The following is a 15,239-nucleotide window of genomic DNA, read 5'->3' on the forward strand; positions in this document are numbered from 1 at the left end:
GGAACGGACGACGCGGTTCGAAACGCCCGCGCTCATTTCGCCCCTGGTCGCCCAAGCGCGCGCGCCTACCTCGCTCGCACGAGGCGAACCGTCGCCGTTGCCGGAGAGCGTGCCCGTGGTTCACGAAGAAACCCGCGCGGAGATCCACGCGGGGGCGCGAACGCCGCATCGAGCCCTGCGACCGGCCGTGATGCTGGGCGCGCTCGGCATCGTCTACGGCGATATCGGCACCTCGCCCCTCTATGCCTTCAAGGAAGCGGTGCGCGCCGCCAGCGCGGGGGCGCCGCCCACGCCCATCGCGGTGACGGGCGCCGTCTCGCTGATCCTGTGGTCGCTGATCCTCATCGTGTCGATCAAGTACGCGGTGCTCATCCTGCGCGCCGACAACCGCGGCGAGGGCGGGATCGTGGCGATGCTGGCGCTGCTCGGGGCCCGCCACGCCAAACCCGGCTCCTGGACCGGCGTGCTCCTGGTGGTCGGCCTCGTCGGCGCGGCCCTGCTCTACGGTGACGGCGCCATCACGCCCGCCATCTCGGTGCTCAGCGCCGTGGAGGGCCTCAAGGTCGAGGCACCCGGGCTCGCGCGCTTCGTGGTGCCGATCACGATCCTGATCCTCGTCGGGCTGTTCCTGGTGCAGAGCCGGGGCGTGGCCTTCATCGGCCGCATCTTCGGGCCGGTGATGCTCGCGTGGTTCGTGGTGCTGGCGCTGCTCGGCTTCGGCGGCATCTGGCACGCGCCGCAGATTCTCGAGGCCGTGAACCCGCTGAAGGCCGTCGAATTCCTGCTGCATGCCGGCTGGCGCGTCAGCTTCGCCATGCTGGGCGCCGCCTTCCTGGCCGTCACCGGCGGCGAGGCGATGTATGCCGATCTCGGGCATTTCGGCGCCGGCCCGATCCGCGCCTCGTGGTTCGGCCTCGTGCTGCCGGCCCTCGTGATCCACTATTTCGGCCAGGGCGCGCTGCTTCTGGTCGAGCCCGACGCCATCGAGAACCCGTTCTACCGGCTCAGCCCCGACTGGGCGCATTACCCGCTGATCGGACTGGCGACGGTCGCCACCGTGATCGCCTCGCAATCGATCATCTCGGGGGCCTTCTCGCTGACCCAGCAATCGATCCAGCTCGGTTTCCTGCCGCCGATGCGGGTGGTCCACACCGCCCGGAACGAGCGCGGACAGATCTACGTGCCGATGGTGAACTGGCTGCTCGCCGCCGCGACCCTGAGCGCGGTCCTGATCTTCGGCTCGTCGGATGCGCTGGCCGGCGCCTACGGCATCGCGGTGGCCTCCCTGATGGCGATCACCACCCTGCTCGCCGCCCTGGTCGCCCTGAAATGGGGCTACAACCCCGTGGCCGTGGTGGCGCTCAACGGCTTCTTCCTGGCCATCGACATCGTGTTCCTCGGCGCCAACAGCGTGAAGCTGTTCGAGGGCGGCTGGTTTCCCCTGCTGCTCGCCGCCCTGGTCGCCTTCCTCATGCTGACCTGGCGCAAGGGCAACCAGCTCGTGGAGGCGGCGCGGACCTCCCTGCGCCAGCCCGAGGACGCGTTCCTGGAGCAGATCCGGGTCGATCCCCCGATCACCCTGCCGGGCAACGCCGCCTTTCTGTCCTCGGCCACCAGCGCCATCCCGCTGCACCTGTCGCGCTTCGTCGAGCGCAGCCACGCCCTCCACAAACGCATCCTCATCGTCACCGCCCGCTACGAGGAGGAGCCCACCCTACCGCGCGACCAGCGCGCCGAGGTCATCGTGATCACGCCGGACATCACGCGGGTCATCCTGCGCTACGGCTTCATGGAGGACGCCTCGGTGCCCGACGGCCTGCGCTGCGCGGTGGAATCGAAGCGCCTGCCCGCCGACTGCCTGCACGACCTCACGATCTTCATCGGCCACGAGACCATCATCCCGAAGAGCGACCAGCGCGGCATGGTGACGTGGCGCGAGGGGATCTACGCCTTCCTGCTGCGCAACGCCGAGCGGACGGGCGCGCATTTCTGCGTGCCGACCCGACAGCTCGTGGAGGTCGGCACCGAGATCGAGATTTGACCCGGCTCGACCAGGGCCCGATGGACTTGCGGCGATCGCTTCGGCTGTCGCACAAGGAGCGGGCGCGGCGGAGGACCCGGCCGGGCCGAATCCCAGAAGCGTAGTGCTGCGATGACCGAACTGGCGCCCAAGGCCCTGGCGATCCGCTTGCGGCAGCAGGCGATCCTCTCCGATTTCGGCGTGGAGGCCCTGCGCGCCACCGAGCTGCTGCCCCTGCTCCAGCGCGCCACCGAGCTCTGCGCCGAGGGCATGGAGGCGGAGTTCTGCAAGGCGCTGGAATACAAGCCGCACCAGGATTGCCTCCTCGTCTGCGCCGGGATCGGCTGGGCGCCGGACGCGGTGGGCTCCACGATCATCGGCGCGGACCTCGCCTCGCCCGCCGGCTACGCCCTCAAGACCGGGCGCCCCGTGATCTCGAACCACCTCGAGAACGAGACGCGCTTTCGCACCCCGAAGCTGATGGCCGATCACGGCATCCGCCGGGCGATCAACGTGCTGATCGCCAACCGCGACGGCAATTACGGCGTGCTGGAGGTGGACGACACCCGCGAGGGCCAGTTCGAGGAGGCCGACATCGCCTTCATGCAGGGCTTCGCCAACCTCGTGGGCGGCGCCATCGAGCGCCAGCGGGCCGAGGCGCGGCTGAAGGCGGCCCTGGAGCGCCAGGAACTCCTGTCGCGCGAGATGAGCCACCGGGTGAAGAACAGCCTCGCGGTCGTCGCGGGCTTCCTCGGGCTCCAGGCACGGGGCTCCGACAATGACGACGTGAAGAGCGCGCTCGCCGATGCCCGCACCCGGGTCGAGGCGGTGGCCCAGGTCCACGACCAGCTCTGGCGCCAGCCGAGCCTGGAGGCGATCGACGTGGCGGGCTTCCTCGACGCGCTCTGCGCCAAGCTGCAGGAGAGCGCCCCGCGCCATCGCCTCGTCTGTCGCGCGGCCCGGATGAACATCCCCGCCGATCTCGCGATCCCGCTCGGGCTCTTCGTCAACGAACTCGTCACCAATGCGATCAAGTACGCCTACGCGGACGGCGAGGGCGAGATCCGGATCGAGGCCCGGCCCGACGGGGCCGGCGGCCTGATCCTCGGGGTGCAGGATGACGGCATCGGCCTGCCGGAGGGGTTCGACCCTTCGGCCGCGCGCAGCGCCAGCCTCGGCATGCGCATCGTCAACAGCCTGGCGCGCCAGCTCGGCGGCGCGCTGCGGGTCGCCCCCGACGTCCAGGGCGCGCAGTTCTCGCTGGTGATCCCGCCGCTGGGGTGAGCGGGTTCCCCTCCCCCTTGCGGGGAGGAGGGCCGCGTCGTGCCATCGATCCCGGACCGATCACACCAACCCGAGCTTCTGCGCCAGGCCGATGCGCTGGAGCTTGCCGGTGGCGCCCTTCGGGATCTCGTCGAGGATCAGGATCTTGGCCGGCACCTTGAAGGCGGCGAGCCGCTCCGAGGCGAAGCCGCGCAACTCCTTCTCGGCGAGGGTCTGGCCCTCGCGCAGCACGATGGCCGCGCAGACATCCTCCCCGAGCTTGTCGTGCGGCATCGCGAAGGTGACGCATTGCGACACGGCCGGGTGGTCCATCAGGATCTCGTCGACCTCGCGCGGCGAGATCTTCTCGCCGCCCCGGTTGATGATCTCCTTGAGGCGGCCCGTGATGGACAGGTAGCCCTCGGGGGAGAGCGAGCCCTGGTCGCCGGTGCGGAACCAGCCCTGGCGCGTGAAGGCCTCGGCATTGGCCTTGTCGTTGTTCTCGTAGCCCGACATCACGTTGTCGCCGCGGATGACGATCTCGCCGGTCTCGCCATTGGGCAGCGGTTCGCCGTCCTCGTCCACGATGGCGATCTCGGGGCCGGCCGCGAGGCCGACCGAGCCGGCGTGGTGCGGGCGCGGCGGCAGCGGGTTGGAGGCCATCTGGTGCGAGGCCTCGGTCATGCCGTAGGCCTCGATCAGGGGCGCGCCGAACACGTCCTCGATCTCCTTCATCACCTGCGGCGGCATGGAGGAGGAGGAGGAGCGGATGAAGCGCAGCGGGTTGGCCTCGATGACCTCGCGGTTGCGGGCGGCGCGGCCCAGGATCGCCTGGTGCATGGTCGGCACCGCCGTGTACCAGGTCGGACGGACCTCGCTCACCCAGCCGAAGAACTTCAGGGCGTTGAAGCCCGGCGTGCAGGAGACCTGGCCCCCGGCCGAGAGCGGCGCCAGGATGCCGGCGATCAGCCCGTGGATGTGGAAGAGCGGCATGATGTTGAGGCCGCGATCCCCGGCCGTGAAGGCCAGGGTGGTGCGGATGTTGCGCGCCGAGGCGCAGACGTTCGACTGCCGCAGGGGCACGATCTTCGGGCGCGAGGTGGTGCCGGAGGTGTGCAGCACGAGGCCGATATCGTCGGGATGGGCCGGCCCCCCCTGCGCGGCCGGCGCGGCCTCGCTCCCCGCGAAGGACAGGGTGAAGCTGCCCGCTCCCGCCTCGGGCGTCGGCGTCAGGCGCACCACCGGCACGCCGAGACGGCCGGCCACCGCCACGGCCGGGCTCTCGGAGCCTTCCGCCACCACGAGCAGCCGGGCGTTCAGGTCGGTGAGGTAGAACGTGAACTCGTCGGCCTTGTAGCTCGGGTTGAGCGGCGCCGGGGTGGTGCCCGCCCCGATGGCGATGAAGGCCGCCGCCATCTCGGGGCCGTTGTCGAGGACGATGGCGACCCGGTCGCCCCGGCCGATCCCGCGCGCGTTCAGGGCCGCGATGGTCCGGTCCGTCAGCGCGCGCAGTTGCCCGAAGGTCAGCGGCACGCCGCCGGGGCTCGACAGGGCGGTGGCATCGTCGGCGCCGGCCTGGATCAGGGCGTGGAGGGTGGTGGCGGCAATCTCGGCCATGGTCATCGTCCTCGAATGTCTGGGGTCAGGCCGGCGTGATGGAGAGGCGCCCCTGCGCCCGCTCCAGACTCTGGGAGAGGAGGCGCATCAGGGCGTAGACGGTGCCGATATGCGGGGTCGGCGTCTCGGTGAGGCGCCCGAGCTCGATGATCGAGCCGACCAGGGCCTCGAGCTCGATCGGCCGCCCGGCCTCCACGTCCTGCAGCATCGAGGTCTTGTGCGCGCCGACCTTCTCGGCCCCCGCGATGCGCCGCTCGATGCCGAGCTTGAAGGTGACGCCGAGGCGGTTCGCGATCGTCTCCGCCTCGCGCATCATGTCGGCGGCGAGCGCCCGGGTCTCGGGGAACTGGCAGATGTCCACCAGGGTGGCGTGGCTGAGCGCGGAGATCGGGTTGAAGCTGAGGTTGCCCCAGAGCTTGAGCCAGATCTCCGCCCGGATGTCGCTGGTCACGGGCGCGCGGAAGCCCGCCTTGATCAGGGTCTGGGCCAGCGACTGCACGCGCGGCGACATCGCGCCGTCGAGCTCGCCGAGGCCGAAGCGGTGGCCCTCGACCACCTGAACCACGCCGGGCTCGGTGAGCACGGCGGCCGGGTAGACCACCGAGCCGATGACGTGCTTCGGATCGAGGTGCTTGGCGATGAGCGCACCCGGATCGGCGGTCTCCAGGTGCGTGCCGGTGAGATCGCCGCCGTGTCCTTGCGAGAAGTACCACCACGGGATGCCGTTCTGCATCGTCACCACCATCGTGTCGGGGCCGATGAGGTGGTGGAGGTCGGCCGCGATCGGCCCGACCTGGTGCGCCTTCACGGTGAGGAGCACGATGTCGTGCGGGCCCGCCTCGGCCATCGACTTGGTGGCCTTGAGGTTCGTCACGTGGATCTCGGAGCCGTCCTCCTCGATCAGCCGCATGCCGTTGGCTTGGATGGCCTCGAGGTTGGCGCCCCGGGCGATGAAGGTGACGTCCTCGCCCGCATGGGCGAGGCGCACGCCCAGGAATCCTCCGATGGCGCCGGCGCCGACGATCGCGATGCTCATGTGGGTGTCCTTGAATCCGTCCTGGAATTCGTTCTGGTCGCGTCCGGGGTCGGGTGTCTCACGAAAACCCGTTCGACAGGATCCCGATGCCGGCGATCTCCACGTCGACCGTGGCCCCCTTCGGGATCGGCCCGTTCCCCACCGAGGTGCCGCAGGCGATGAGGTCGCCGGGCTCCAGGGTCATGTCCCGGGAGAGTTCGGCCACCAGCTCGGCCGGGCGGCGCATCATGTCGGCGAGGGGATAGCGCTGGCGCTCCCGTCCGTTGATCCGCACCGCGACCTCCAGCGCCTCCGGGTCGAGATCCGTGGCGATGACCGGCCCGAAGGGACCGAAGCCGTCCTGGCCCTTGGAGCGCGTCCAGTGGACGAAGCTCGGGTCGGCCTTCAGGGCCTCCAGGGCCGTGACGTCGTTCACGCAGGTATAGCCGAAGATGTGCGCGGCCGCCGTCTCCGGCGTGAGGTCGCGGCCGCGCCGGCCGATCACGATCCCGAGTTCGCCCTCGAACAGGAGGCGGCCGGCGCCCGCCGGCGCCGTGACCGTCTGCCCGCTGGCGAGGTAGCAGCTCGCGGGCTTCACGAAGTAGAGGGGCGCCTCGGGCCGGCTCAGCCCCTGCTTCTCGGCCATCGCGTGGAAGTTGTTCCACAGGGCGATGTACTTCGAGGGCCGGCACGGCAGGTCGAGGGTGACGTCCGCGAGCGGAAGCGTCGCGCCGGTCGGCGTCGGGTCGGCGAAGAGGTCGCCCGTATGGACGGCGATGGTCTCCCCGTCGAGCTGGCCGAAGCCGCTCGCGCCGTCGTGGAGGTAGCGAAGCCAGCGGGCCATGGCGGTCAGCTCCGGGCGATGAACCGGGCGCGCATCGGCTTCAGCACGAAGAGCGCGAGGAACCCGGCCAGGAAGGCCATGCCGGAGGCGGCGTAGAACACCGTCTGCCAGGTGCCGGTCTTGGCCTGGATGGTCAGCAGGATCGGCAGCAGCAGGGCGGCCGTGCCCTTGGCGGTGTAGAGCAGGCCCGCATTGGCGGCCGCGTTCTTGTCGCCGTAAGTGTCGCTGCAGGTGGCGGGGAACAGCGAGTAGATCTCGCCCCAGGCGAAGAACACGAGTCCGGTGAGCAGCACGAAGGCCATCGGGATATGGGCGAACATGCCGAGCGCCAGGATGCCGGCGCCCTCGATCAGGAAGGCGATGACCATGGTGTTCTCGCGGCCGATCTTGTCCGAGACCCAGCCGAAGAAGGGCCGCGTGACGCCGTTGAGCACCCGGTCGATGGTGAGCGCGAAGGTGAGCGCCGGCAGGGTCAGGCCCATCAGGGAGACGGGGACGCCCGCGACCTTGAAGTCCTTGGCGATGGGCGCGAGGGAGGCCGCCGCCATCAGGCCGCCGGCCGCCATCATCACGAACATGAGGTAGAGCAGCCAGAAGACCGGCGTGCGCACCATCTCGCCGGTGGTGTATTGCCGCCGGGTGACGGTGTTCACAGTGGCGCTACGCCCGGCGAGCATGCGGTCCTTGAAGGCGGCGCTCGGCGAGACGAGGAGCAGGGCCGCCAGCATGACGATCAGGCCCTGGCCGAGGCCGAACACCAGGAAGGTGTGCTGGTAGCCGGAATCGCGGATCATGTTGGCGATCGGGATCACGGTGAGGGCCGAGCCCGCGCCGAAGCCGGCGGCGGTGAGGCCGGCCGCGAAGCCGCGCCGGTCGGGGAACCACTTCAGGGCGTTGCCGACGCAGGTGCCGTAGACCGCGCCCGCTCCGACGCCGCTGATCGCGGCCGCCGCATAGAGCATGCCCAGCGTGTCGGCATAGGAATTCATCACCCAGCCGAGGGCGCAGAGGGCGCCGCCGAAGATCGTGACGAGGCGCGGGCCGTACTTGTCGACGAACCAGCCCTCGATCGGCACGAGCCAGGTCTCCATGACCACGAAGATCGTGAAGGCCCACTGGATCGCGGTGCGCTCCCAGCCGAATTTCTGCTGGATCGGATCGACGAACAGCGTCCAGCCATATTGCAGGTTGGCGATCATCGACATGCACAGGACGCCGAGGAACAGCTGGCCCCAGCGGCCGAGCGGCGGCGAATCCACCCCGGCCGCCGCGATCGACGTCGGGCCGGCGGCGGCGGGCGCAATACGCGCAGTCATGGGCGTCTTCCTCGGCTCAAATCTTGTTTAGGCCGTTCGGTTTTATCCGCAGTTATTTTGAATTCAAGAAGCTTTGCCTCGATCAAGCCTTTGCGACGGCTGCAAAATTTTTGGCCTCACCCTGCAAAAAATTTGAGGCGTCGGGCGGTTTGCTCCATTCGACCTCGCTCTTCTGCGACGCAATAAGTCGACGACTGCGTTGCACCATTCCGGTCGCGTCCATCGCTAGACATCCGGATCCAGACATCCGGATGAGGAATACCGGATAGGGAACAAACGCCTGTCTGCACCGTTCCGCTTGGCCGACGACGAGCCGGTCGCACAAGGTGACCGAAGCTTTCACGGGGCACCATCTTCACGGAGATTTTGATGAGCAGCACGACGGACAAGATCAAGGGTCTGGCCAACGAGGCCGTCGGCAACATCAAGCAGGGCATCGGCTCGGCAACCGGCAACGACAAGCTGCAGGCCGAGGGCAAGGCCCAGGAACTGAAGGGCGAGGCCCAGAAGACCGTCGGCGACGCCAAGGACGGCATCAAGGGCGCGGCCCAGAGCGCGGCCGACGCCGTCAAGAAGATCTGAGCCGCCTCGATCGCGCCGCGATCCGACGATCGCCGGGCGCGCATGCGGTGACGCGGCGGCGGGCCCCACCCGCCGCACGCGAGGAACGGCCCGAGCGGGGCTTTCAAGGGCCCGAGCGAGGACTTTCAAGAGCCCGAGCGGGGCTTGCCGGTACACGGTCCCGCAGGCCCCGGCCGGGCGCGCCAGACAAGGATTTTCGACCATGAACCGGGATCAGATCGAGGGTGGGATTCGCAACATCCGGGGTCGCGGGCGTTCCGCGCTCGGAGCGGTGACGGGCCGGGTCCGTCCCCAGGCCGAGGGTGCCTTCGATCAGGCGGCCGGCGCCGTCCAATACGCCTATGGCCGCGCGCGCGATGCGGCCGACGACCTGCACCGGGACGGCACGCAGTTTGTCGAGGAGGCCCGCCACCGGGGCCGGGCCATCGCCGACGACCTGCAGGAGCGGGGCCGCACCTATCAGGGCGAGGCCGTGCGGCGGGGCCGCGTCGTGGCGGCCCGCGCCGACGAGAACAAGGGCACCACGCTGCTGCTGGTCGCCCTGGCCGCCTTCGGCGCCGGCTGGCTGATGCGCCGCACGCGCTGAGGCGACATCGCGCGCCGGGCTGACGCTCAATCCCGGACAGGACGACACCGGCCAACGGGGCCGGTGCCCCATGCGTCGCGCCTAGAGGCGTGACGAGCGCGGGGATTGGCGCTTCTCCTTGGCCTGGTAGAGGGCGTGATCCGCCCGCGCGAGCGTCACCTCGGGTGTTTCCTGACCCGGAAGGCAGGTCGCGACGCCGAGGCTCGCGGAGATGCAGAGCAGGCGCCCGTCGAGGTCGAAGGGCATCAGGAAACAATCCTCGATCGCGGTGAGGAGCCGCGCCTCCGCGGCCGCCCCGTCCGCCTCCCCCACCACCACGAACTCGTCGCCGCCGAGGCGGAACGTCCGCGCGCCGCACGTGGCCGAGGCGCGGTCGAGCCGGGCGGCGGCCTGCGCCAGGAGGGTGTCGCCGGCCTTGTGGCCGAGGCTGTCGTTGACGGCCTTAAACAGGTCGAGGTCGAGCATGATCACCAGATGCGGCGGGCGGGGCGCGGACGCATCGAGAACGTCGATCAGCCGCTCGCGCAGGGCGAGACGGTTGCCCAGCTGCGTGAGGTCGTCGCGCCGCGCCAGGTCGCGCTGGCGCGCGAGTTCCGCGTCGCGCGCCGTCACGTCCCGGTCGATCCCGCGATAGCCGAGCAGGCTGCCATCCGCGTCGAGGAGCGGCACGCCGCTGGTCTCCAGCACGACGATGCGCCCGTCTCGGTGCCGATTGCGGTTGATCAGGCCGGCGAAGGCCCGCTTCTCCGCGACGATGCCGCCGAAGATCTCTCCCACCCGCGCGGCTTCGTCCGCCGGCATGAAGTCGAAGGGGGTCCGCCCCAGCATCTCGCGCGGCTCGTAGCCGAGCAGCGCGAGCGCGTGGCGTGACGCGTAGGTGTAGCGTCCCTGCGCATCCACCTCCCAGATCCAGTCGGAATTGGTGTCGAGCATCCCGTTCAGACGCTCGATCTCGCGGCGGAGATCGTCCGGGCTCGGGGTTGCCGGCAGCGAAGCACCGGACCTTTCGTCAGCCGAAATCCGGCCGGATGCGCGGCGGTTCTTGGTTCGCATGGGCTGGATCGGCGGGCGTTCTCGGTCGACTCTGTTCCGAGACCACGGTCAGAGATAAGGATTGGTATACGGAATCACCCGATCCTCCTAGGCGGGAATCGAACGAGGCGCGGCGGCCGGGCTTGGCGCGGCGCGGGAGACGTCGCCGGAATGCCGATACGCCACTGGGCCGAGTTGACGACGGAGGAGTTCCGGAGCCGCGACATGACGCGCGCCATCGCGGTCCTGCCCGTGGCGGCCATCGAGCAGCACGGGCCGCACCTGCCGCTCGCCACCGACACGATCATCGCCGAGGGCTACCTCGCCCGGCTCGCGGCCCTGCCCGCCGACGACCTCGACGTGCTGCTGCTGCCCGTCCAGCCGGTCGGCAAGTCCGACGAGCATGACGGCTTCCCCGGCACCCTGACGCTCTCCACCGAGACCGCCCTGCGGGCCTGGACCGGGATCGGCGACGCCGTCCGGCGCACGGGCTGCGGCAAGCTCGTCCTCGTGACCTCCCATGGCGGCAACAGCGGCCTCATCGACCTCGTGGCGGGCGCGTTACGCGGGCGCCACGCCATGGTGGCGGTCACCACCGCCTGGAGCCGCTTCGGCTATCCGGAAGGGTTGTTTCCGGAGGACGAGATCCGCCACGGTATCCATGGCGGCGGCATCGAGACCGCGCTGATGCTGGCCCTGCGGCCCGATCTCGTGCGCCGCGCGGCGATCGCGGATTTCACGCCCCGCACGCTGGCGATGGCCCGGAGCTTCACGCATCTGCGCGCCGGGCGGCCCGCCGCCTTCGCCTGGAAGGCGCAGGACCTCAACCCGGCGGGCGCCATCGGCGATGCGACCCTCGGCACGGCGGAGGCGGGGGCCGCCGCCCTTGCGCACGGCGCCCGCGCGTTCCTCGAACTCCTGCGCGACGTCGATCGCTTCGACCTTGTCGACCGACGTGAAAACTTTCAGCCCGCCTCCCTCGCGCCGCGTAACGTCGGCGCACCCGATGGCGAATACCTTTGAGATGAGAGATCCGTCCTCTCCGATCAGGGAGCCCGCATCGTGGCCTTTGCCGTCCCGGCCGGACCAAGCTTCGCCTACGATCCCGCCTCGGGATTTGTCTGGCACGGCGCGGCGCGGCGCCTCACGGAGAGGCGCATGACGCCGGACCGGACGATCCTCGACCAGACGCTCGCCTCCGCCATGGCGGCGGCGCAGGGCGGTGACGGTGAGGCCTATCGCCGCCTGCTGCGCGACTGCCTGCCGGTGATCGCCGGGATGGCACGGACCCAGGGTGTGCGGCCCGACGCGGTGGACGACGTGGTGCAGGACGTGCTGCTGACGATCCACCGCGCGCGGGCGACCTACGATCCGGCCCGCCCCTTCCTGCCCTGGCTGCGGGCCATCACCCAGCGCCGGGCCATCGATCGGATGCGCCGGGCCGGCCGGCGGCCGCAGGAGGTCCACGATCCGATCGCCTACGAGACGCGGGCCGATTCCGGTCCGGCGCCCGGCCAGGGTCTCGAATCGCGCGACCGGGCGCGGATCCTGGCGGAGGCGGTGGCCGCCCTGCCCGAAGGGCAGCGACAGGCTGTGGAGCACCTGGCGCTCGGCGAGCGCAGCCTCGACGAGACGGCGGAACTGACCGGGCGCAGCAAGGGCGCCCTGAAGGTGAACCTGCATCGGGCCCTGAAGGCCCTGCGGCGGACCCTTGGACCCAATCCCGACGAACGGACGCCGGGCCATGAGCGCGAACGAGGGACGCACGATGTCTGACGGCGTCCACTCTCCCTCTCACGACCGTCTGGTCGATGCGCTCGCGGGCGACCTGAAGCCGGTCCGGCGCCTGCCCGCCCCCTCGCTGCGGGCCCTGACCTGGTGCGCGGCGGTCTTCGGCGTCGGCCTCGTGGCGATGCCCTTCGCCGATCTCGACGCCCTGCACATCCGCATGGCGGTGCCGGACCTGCGCTATGCCGCCCTCGGGGCGGTGCTGACCGCCGTCACGGCCGCGCTCGCCGCCTTCCAGACCAGCGTGCCGGGGCGCTCCGCCCTCTGGGTGCTGGCGCCGGTGCTCCCGGCCGCCCTCTGGATCGGGGCCAGCGGCATGGGCTGCCTGCGGGGCTGGGTGGTGCCGGGCACCGACCTGCCCGATGCGCACGAGGTCGGCGGATGCTTCGCCTTCCTGCTCAGCGTCTCGGTGCCATTCTCCCTCGGCCTCGTGCTCATGCTGCGCCGGGCCTGCCCCCTGCGCCCCAACCTGACGGCGGCCCTCGTGGGTCTCTCGGCGGCGGCCGCCGCCGCCGCTCTCCTCGTGCCCTTCCACCCCCACGACGCCACGGCCACGGACCTCGCCCTGCACGGCGTCGCGGTCGGCCTCGTGATCGTCGTCAACCGCCTGGCCGGCGGACGTCTGCTCGCCGGCAAGAGGTGAGGATCGGGCCCGGGCGTACGGCGCTGGGCCCGGTCGGGGGTACTCACACCGGACCTCGTATCAGGCGGCGCGGATCGCGTCCGCGACCTCGCCCGGATACTCCTCGTGCGGGCTCAGGGCGCCGGGGATGAAGGCGCGGGCGACCCGGCCCGTGGCGACGAGCGCGTCCATCTCGGCCCCGGAACGGCGCGGCGCCCGCTCCGGCCGCAGCACCAGGACCGGCGGCAGGCCGGGCGCCTCGAACTGATCGAGGAACGCCTTGCGGTTCTCGACCGGATCGAGGCCCCCGGTGACGAAGGCGGCGGTGCCGAAGCGGCCGCCGTTCTGGCGCGTGATGGCGTGCTTGTCGGCGATCACGCCCGGGGTGACGTGGTCGGGATCGGCATAGACGTGGGCGCGCATCATCCGGCCGATGACGGGCCGGCTGATGTTGATGCGGTAGAGCGCATCGCCGAGGAGCGGCAGTTCGACGGCGCGGCGCAGGCCGGCGAACAGACCCTTGCGCTCCGGCCCCATGGCGGTGGGCAGGGGCCCGCGCCAGGTCGGCGCCACGAGGACGAGGCGCTCGAAGGCCCGGGGATGGCGCCGCGCGGCGGCGATCAGGTAACCGGCCGCGTGGCCCGCCCCGACGCCGAGCGCGTAGGGGCCGGGCGCGGCCGCGAGCAGCGCGTCGAGGAAGGCGTGCATCGTGCCGGGGTTCAGCGGCACGCGGGCCCGGACATGGTCCCCGAAGCCCGGCCAGTCCGGCACGAGGCAGCGATAGGCGTGACCCAGATCCTTGGCGAGCGCGCGCATCTCCACCCGCGCCGAGATCGACGACAGGGCCGGCAGCAAGAGCGCGTCGGGCCCGTTGCCGATCACGTCGTAGGGTGTCGGGACGCGGCGCCCCGCGAAGGCCAGTTCGAAGCTTCGGGCGGAATGGGCCGGTTCGATCATCGCACGCCTCTTCCTTCGCATCCGGGACGATGCCCCCGGCACCAGATGGGGCGGGCCGCCGGCCACGGGCACGCGACCGACCGACGCCCCATCGGCGCCGGATCAGGTGCGCAGAAGCTCGTTGATCGCGGTCTTGGAGCGGGTGCCGGCATCGACGCGCTTGACGATCACGGCGCAGTACAGGCCGGGGCCCGGCGTGCCGTCGGGCAGGTCCTTGCCGGGCGTGGTGCCGGAGACCACCACCGAATAGGGCGGCACGCGGCCGTACATGACCTCGCCGGTGGTCCGGTCGATGATCTTGGTCGAGGCGCCGATATAGACGCCCATCGAGAGCACGCTGCCCTCGCCGACGATCACGCCCTCGGCCACCTCGGCGCGGGCGCCAATGAAGCAATTGTCCTCGATGATGACCGGGTTGGCCTGGAGCGGCTCGAGCACGCCCGCGATGCCGGCGCCCCCGGAGATGTGGCAGTTCTTCCCCACCTGCGCGCAGGAGCCGATGGTCACCCAGGTGTCGACCATGGTGCCCTCGCCCACATGGGCGCCGAGGTTGATGAAGGACGGCATCAGCACCGCGCCGGGGGCGATGTAGGAGCCGCGCCGCACGAAGCAGCCCGGCACGGCCCGGAAGCCGGCCTCCCGGAAATGCTTCTTCTTCCAGCCCTCGAACTTCGAGGGCACCTTGTCCCACCAGTTCGCGCCGTCGGGACCGCCATGGATGATCTCCATGTCGTTGAGGCGGAAGGAGAGCAGCACCGCCTTCTTGAGCCACTGGTTGACCTGCCAGTCGTCGCCGGACTTCTCGGCGACGCGGGCCTTGCCGGAATCGAGCAGGTCGAGGGCCTCCTCGACGGCCTCGCGCACGGCGCCCTTGGTGCCGGTGTCGATGCCGGCCCGCTCGTCCCAGGCGGACTCGATGGTGGCGGCGAGGTCGGCATGGGACATGGGGAGGCGCTTTCCGGAACGGGCGATCGGGTCGGGCCCCGTGCTTACAAAAGCCCGTTCGGCCTGTCACCTTCGGGTTCGCGGTGAAACGGCACGTCGAAGGCTCACCCCGCCGTCATCGGCTTCGCGCTGGCATGGCCGCAGGCATCGTAGCGGCGCTCGATGGCGAAGTAGTCCTTCATCGTGGTGTTGAAGTACTTGGCCGAGACGGAGACCTCGCGCTTGACCGGCCGTCCCTCGGAGACGGCGCTCGGCACCCGGTCGATGGTGCAGCACTCGGTCCGGTCGCCGAGGTAATCGAGCCGGGTGGCATAGGCCCGGCCGCCGTGATCGCCGTTCTTGACGATGTCGCGGATCATGATGTCGATATAGGCCTCGTCGGACAGCGTGGCGTTGGTCTCGTGGCAGATCAGGAGACGGGTGGACTGCACGTAGATTAGACAACCCACGCCGACGACCGCCGTCACGACGAAGGCGATTCCGGCCGAGCGCGTGGCCCAGCCCCGCTCCTCCACGTCATGGCGATCCGCCATCGCACCCACACCCCCCGGCTCGACCCCATGACGTCCGACTCGGACGCCGAACGCGCCGGGCCGACCTCATCCGCTTCCACGGGGATAGCCGGAATGTGGTGACAAACCCTTTCGAAAGT

15 protein-coding genes are annotated in these 15,239 nt (G+C 70.5%); 7 read left to right on the forward strand and 8 right to left on the reverse strand.

What is annotated here, in order from left to right:
- Window positions 1–190 precede the first annotated feature (190 nt).
- Both MKK54_RS11170 and MKK54_RS11175 read left to right on the forward strand, forming a co-directional pair.
- Window positions 191–2,041: a potassium transporter Kup gene (locus tag MKK54_RS11170; protein WP_244010939.1), complete on the forward strand. Its 1,851-nt coding sequence runs from the start codon at window positions 191–193 to the stop codon at window positions 2,039–2,041.
- A gap of 111 nt (window positions 2,042–2,152) precedes the next feature.
- Window positions 2,153–3,304 carry a sensor histidine kinase gene (locus tag MKK54_RS11175; RefSeq protein WP_244010866.1) on the forward strand — a complete coding sequence of 384 codons (1,152 nt, stop codon included), beginning with the start codon at window positions 2,153–2,155 and terminating at the stop codon, window positions 3,302–3,304.
- A gap of 60 nt (window positions 3,305–3,364) precedes the next feature.
- Here MKK54_RS11175 and MKK54_RS11180 read toward each other — a convergent pair whose 3' ends face one another.
- Genes MKK54_RS11180 through oxlT form a run of 4 tightly spaced genes read right to left on the reverse strand, consistent with a single transcriptional unit; the run spans window position 3,365 to window position 8,075 of the window.
- On the reverse strand, window positions 3,365–4,900 hold the full coding sequence (locus MKK54_RS11180; protein ID WP_244010867.1) for an acyl--CoA ligase: 1,536 nt from the start codon (window positions 4,898–4,900) through the stop codon (window positions 3,365–3,367).
- Between the two features lie 25 nt (window positions 4,901–4,925).
- Window positions 4,926–5,936: a ketopantoate reductase family protein gene (locus tag MKK54_RS11185; RefSeq protein ID WP_244010868.1), complete on the reverse strand. Its 1,011-nt coding sequence runs from the start codon at window positions 5,934–5,936 to the stop codon at window positions 4,926–4,928.
- Between the two features lie 58 nt (window positions 5,937–5,994).
- The gene (locus MKK54_RS11190; protein WP_244010869.1) at window positions 5,995–6,759 is read right to left on the reverse strand and encodes a fumarylacetoacetate hydrolase family protein; all 765 of its coding nucleotides are present in this window, start codon (window positions 6,757–6,759) and stop codon (window positions 5,995–5,997) included.
- A gap of 5 nt (window positions 6,760–6,764) precedes the next feature.
- A complete protein-coding gene (gene oxlT, locus MKK54_RS11195; protein ID WP_244010870.1) occupies window positions 6,765–8,075 on the reverse strand; it encodes an oxalate/formate MFS antiporter in 1,311 nt (436 codons plus the stop codon).
- A gap of 369 nt (window positions 8,076–8,444) precedes the next feature.
- Here oxlT and MKK54_RS11200 point away from each other — a divergent pair, with 369 nt between their 5' ends.
- Window positions 8,445–8,657 carry a CsbD family protein gene (locus tag MKK54_RS11200; RefSeq protein ID WP_244010871.1) on the forward strand — a complete coding sequence of 71 codons (213 nt, stop codon included), beginning with the start codon at window positions 8,445–8,447 and terminating at the stop codon, window positions 8,655–8,657.
- Between the two features lie 202 nt (window positions 8,658–8,859).
- Window positions 8,860–9,243 carry a CsbD family protein gene (locus MKK54_RS11205; RefSeq protein WP_244010872.1) on the forward strand — a complete coding sequence of 128 codons (384 nt, stop codon included), beginning with the start codon at window positions 8,860–8,862 and terminating at the stop codon, window positions 9,241–9,243.
- Between the two features lie 81 nt (window positions 9,244–9,324).
- Here MKK54_RS11205 and MKK54_RS11210 read toward each other — a convergent pair whose 3' ends face one another.
- Window positions 9,325–10,263 (reverse strand): sensor domain-containing diguanylate cyclase, encoded by a 939-nt coding sequence (locus MKK54_RS11210; RefSeq protein ID WP_313898386.1) that lies wholly within the window; start codon window positions 10,261–10,263, stop codon window positions 9,325–9,327.
- Window positions 10,264–10,446: 183 nt separating this feature from the next.
- Here MKK54_RS11210 and MKK54_RS11215 point away from each other — a divergent pair, with 183 nt between their 5' ends.
- The 3 genes from MKK54_RS11215 (at window position 10,447) to MKK54_RS11225 (ending at window position 12,706) form a co-directional block, all read left to right on the forward strand.
- Window positions 10,447–11,298 (forward strand): creatininase family protein, encoded by an 852-nt coding sequence (locus MKK54_RS11215; RefSeq protein ID WP_244010874.1) that lies wholly within the window; start codon window positions 10,447–10,449, stop codon window positions 11,296–11,298.
- 135 nt (window positions 11,299–11,433) lie between these two features.
- Window positions 11,434–12,051: a sigma-70 family RNA polymerase sigma factor gene (locus tag MKK54_RS11220; protein WP_244010941.1), complete on the forward strand. Its 618-nt coding sequence runs from the start codon at window positions 11,434–11,436 to the stop codon at window positions 12,049–12,051.
- Window positions 12,044–12,706, forward strand: coding sequence for an NrsF family protein (locus MKK54_RS11225; protein WP_244010875.1), 663 nt, complete (start codon window positions 12,044–12,046; stop codon window positions 12,704–12,706). The genes MKK54_RS11220 and MKK54_RS11225 overlap by 8 nt, the downstream gene beginning before the upstream one ends.
- Window positions 12,707–12,766: 60 nt before the next feature.
- Here the strand turns inward: MKK54_RS11225 and MKK54_RS11230 are convergent, their stop codons facing one another.
- The 3 genes from MKK54_RS11230 to MKK54_RS11240 form a co-directional block, all read right to left on the reverse strand.
- The gene (locus MKK54_RS11230; protein WP_244010876.1) at window positions 12,767–13,642 is read right to left on the reverse strand and encodes an alpha/beta fold hydrolase; all 876 of its coding nucleotides are present in this window, start codon (window positions 13,640–13,642) and stop codon (window positions 12,767–12,769) included.
- Between the two features lie 102 nt (window positions 13,643–13,744).
- The gene (dapD, locus tag MKK54_RS11235) at window positions 13,745–14,587 is read right to left on the reverse strand and encodes a 2,3,4,5-tetrahydropyridine-2,6-dicarboxylate N-succinyltransferase (protein WP_244010877.1); all 843 of its coding nucleotides are present in this window, start codon (window positions 14,585–14,587) and stop codon (window positions 13,745–13,747) included.
- Between the two features lie 104 nt (window positions 14,588–14,691).
- Window positions 14,692–15,120: a hypothetical protein gene (locus MKK54_RS11240; RefSeq protein WP_244010878.1), complete on the reverse strand. Its 429-nt coding sequence runs from the start codon at window positions 15,118–15,120 to the stop codon at window positions 14,692–14,694.
- Between the last annotated feature and the right edge of the window lie 119 nt (window positions 15,121–15,239).

The sequence above is a fragment of the Methylobacterium sp. J-068 genome, assembly GCF_022829445.1.
Classification (GTDB): domain Bacteria; phylum Pseudomonadota; class Alphaproteobacteria; order Rhizobiales; family Beijerinckiaceae; genus Methylobacterium.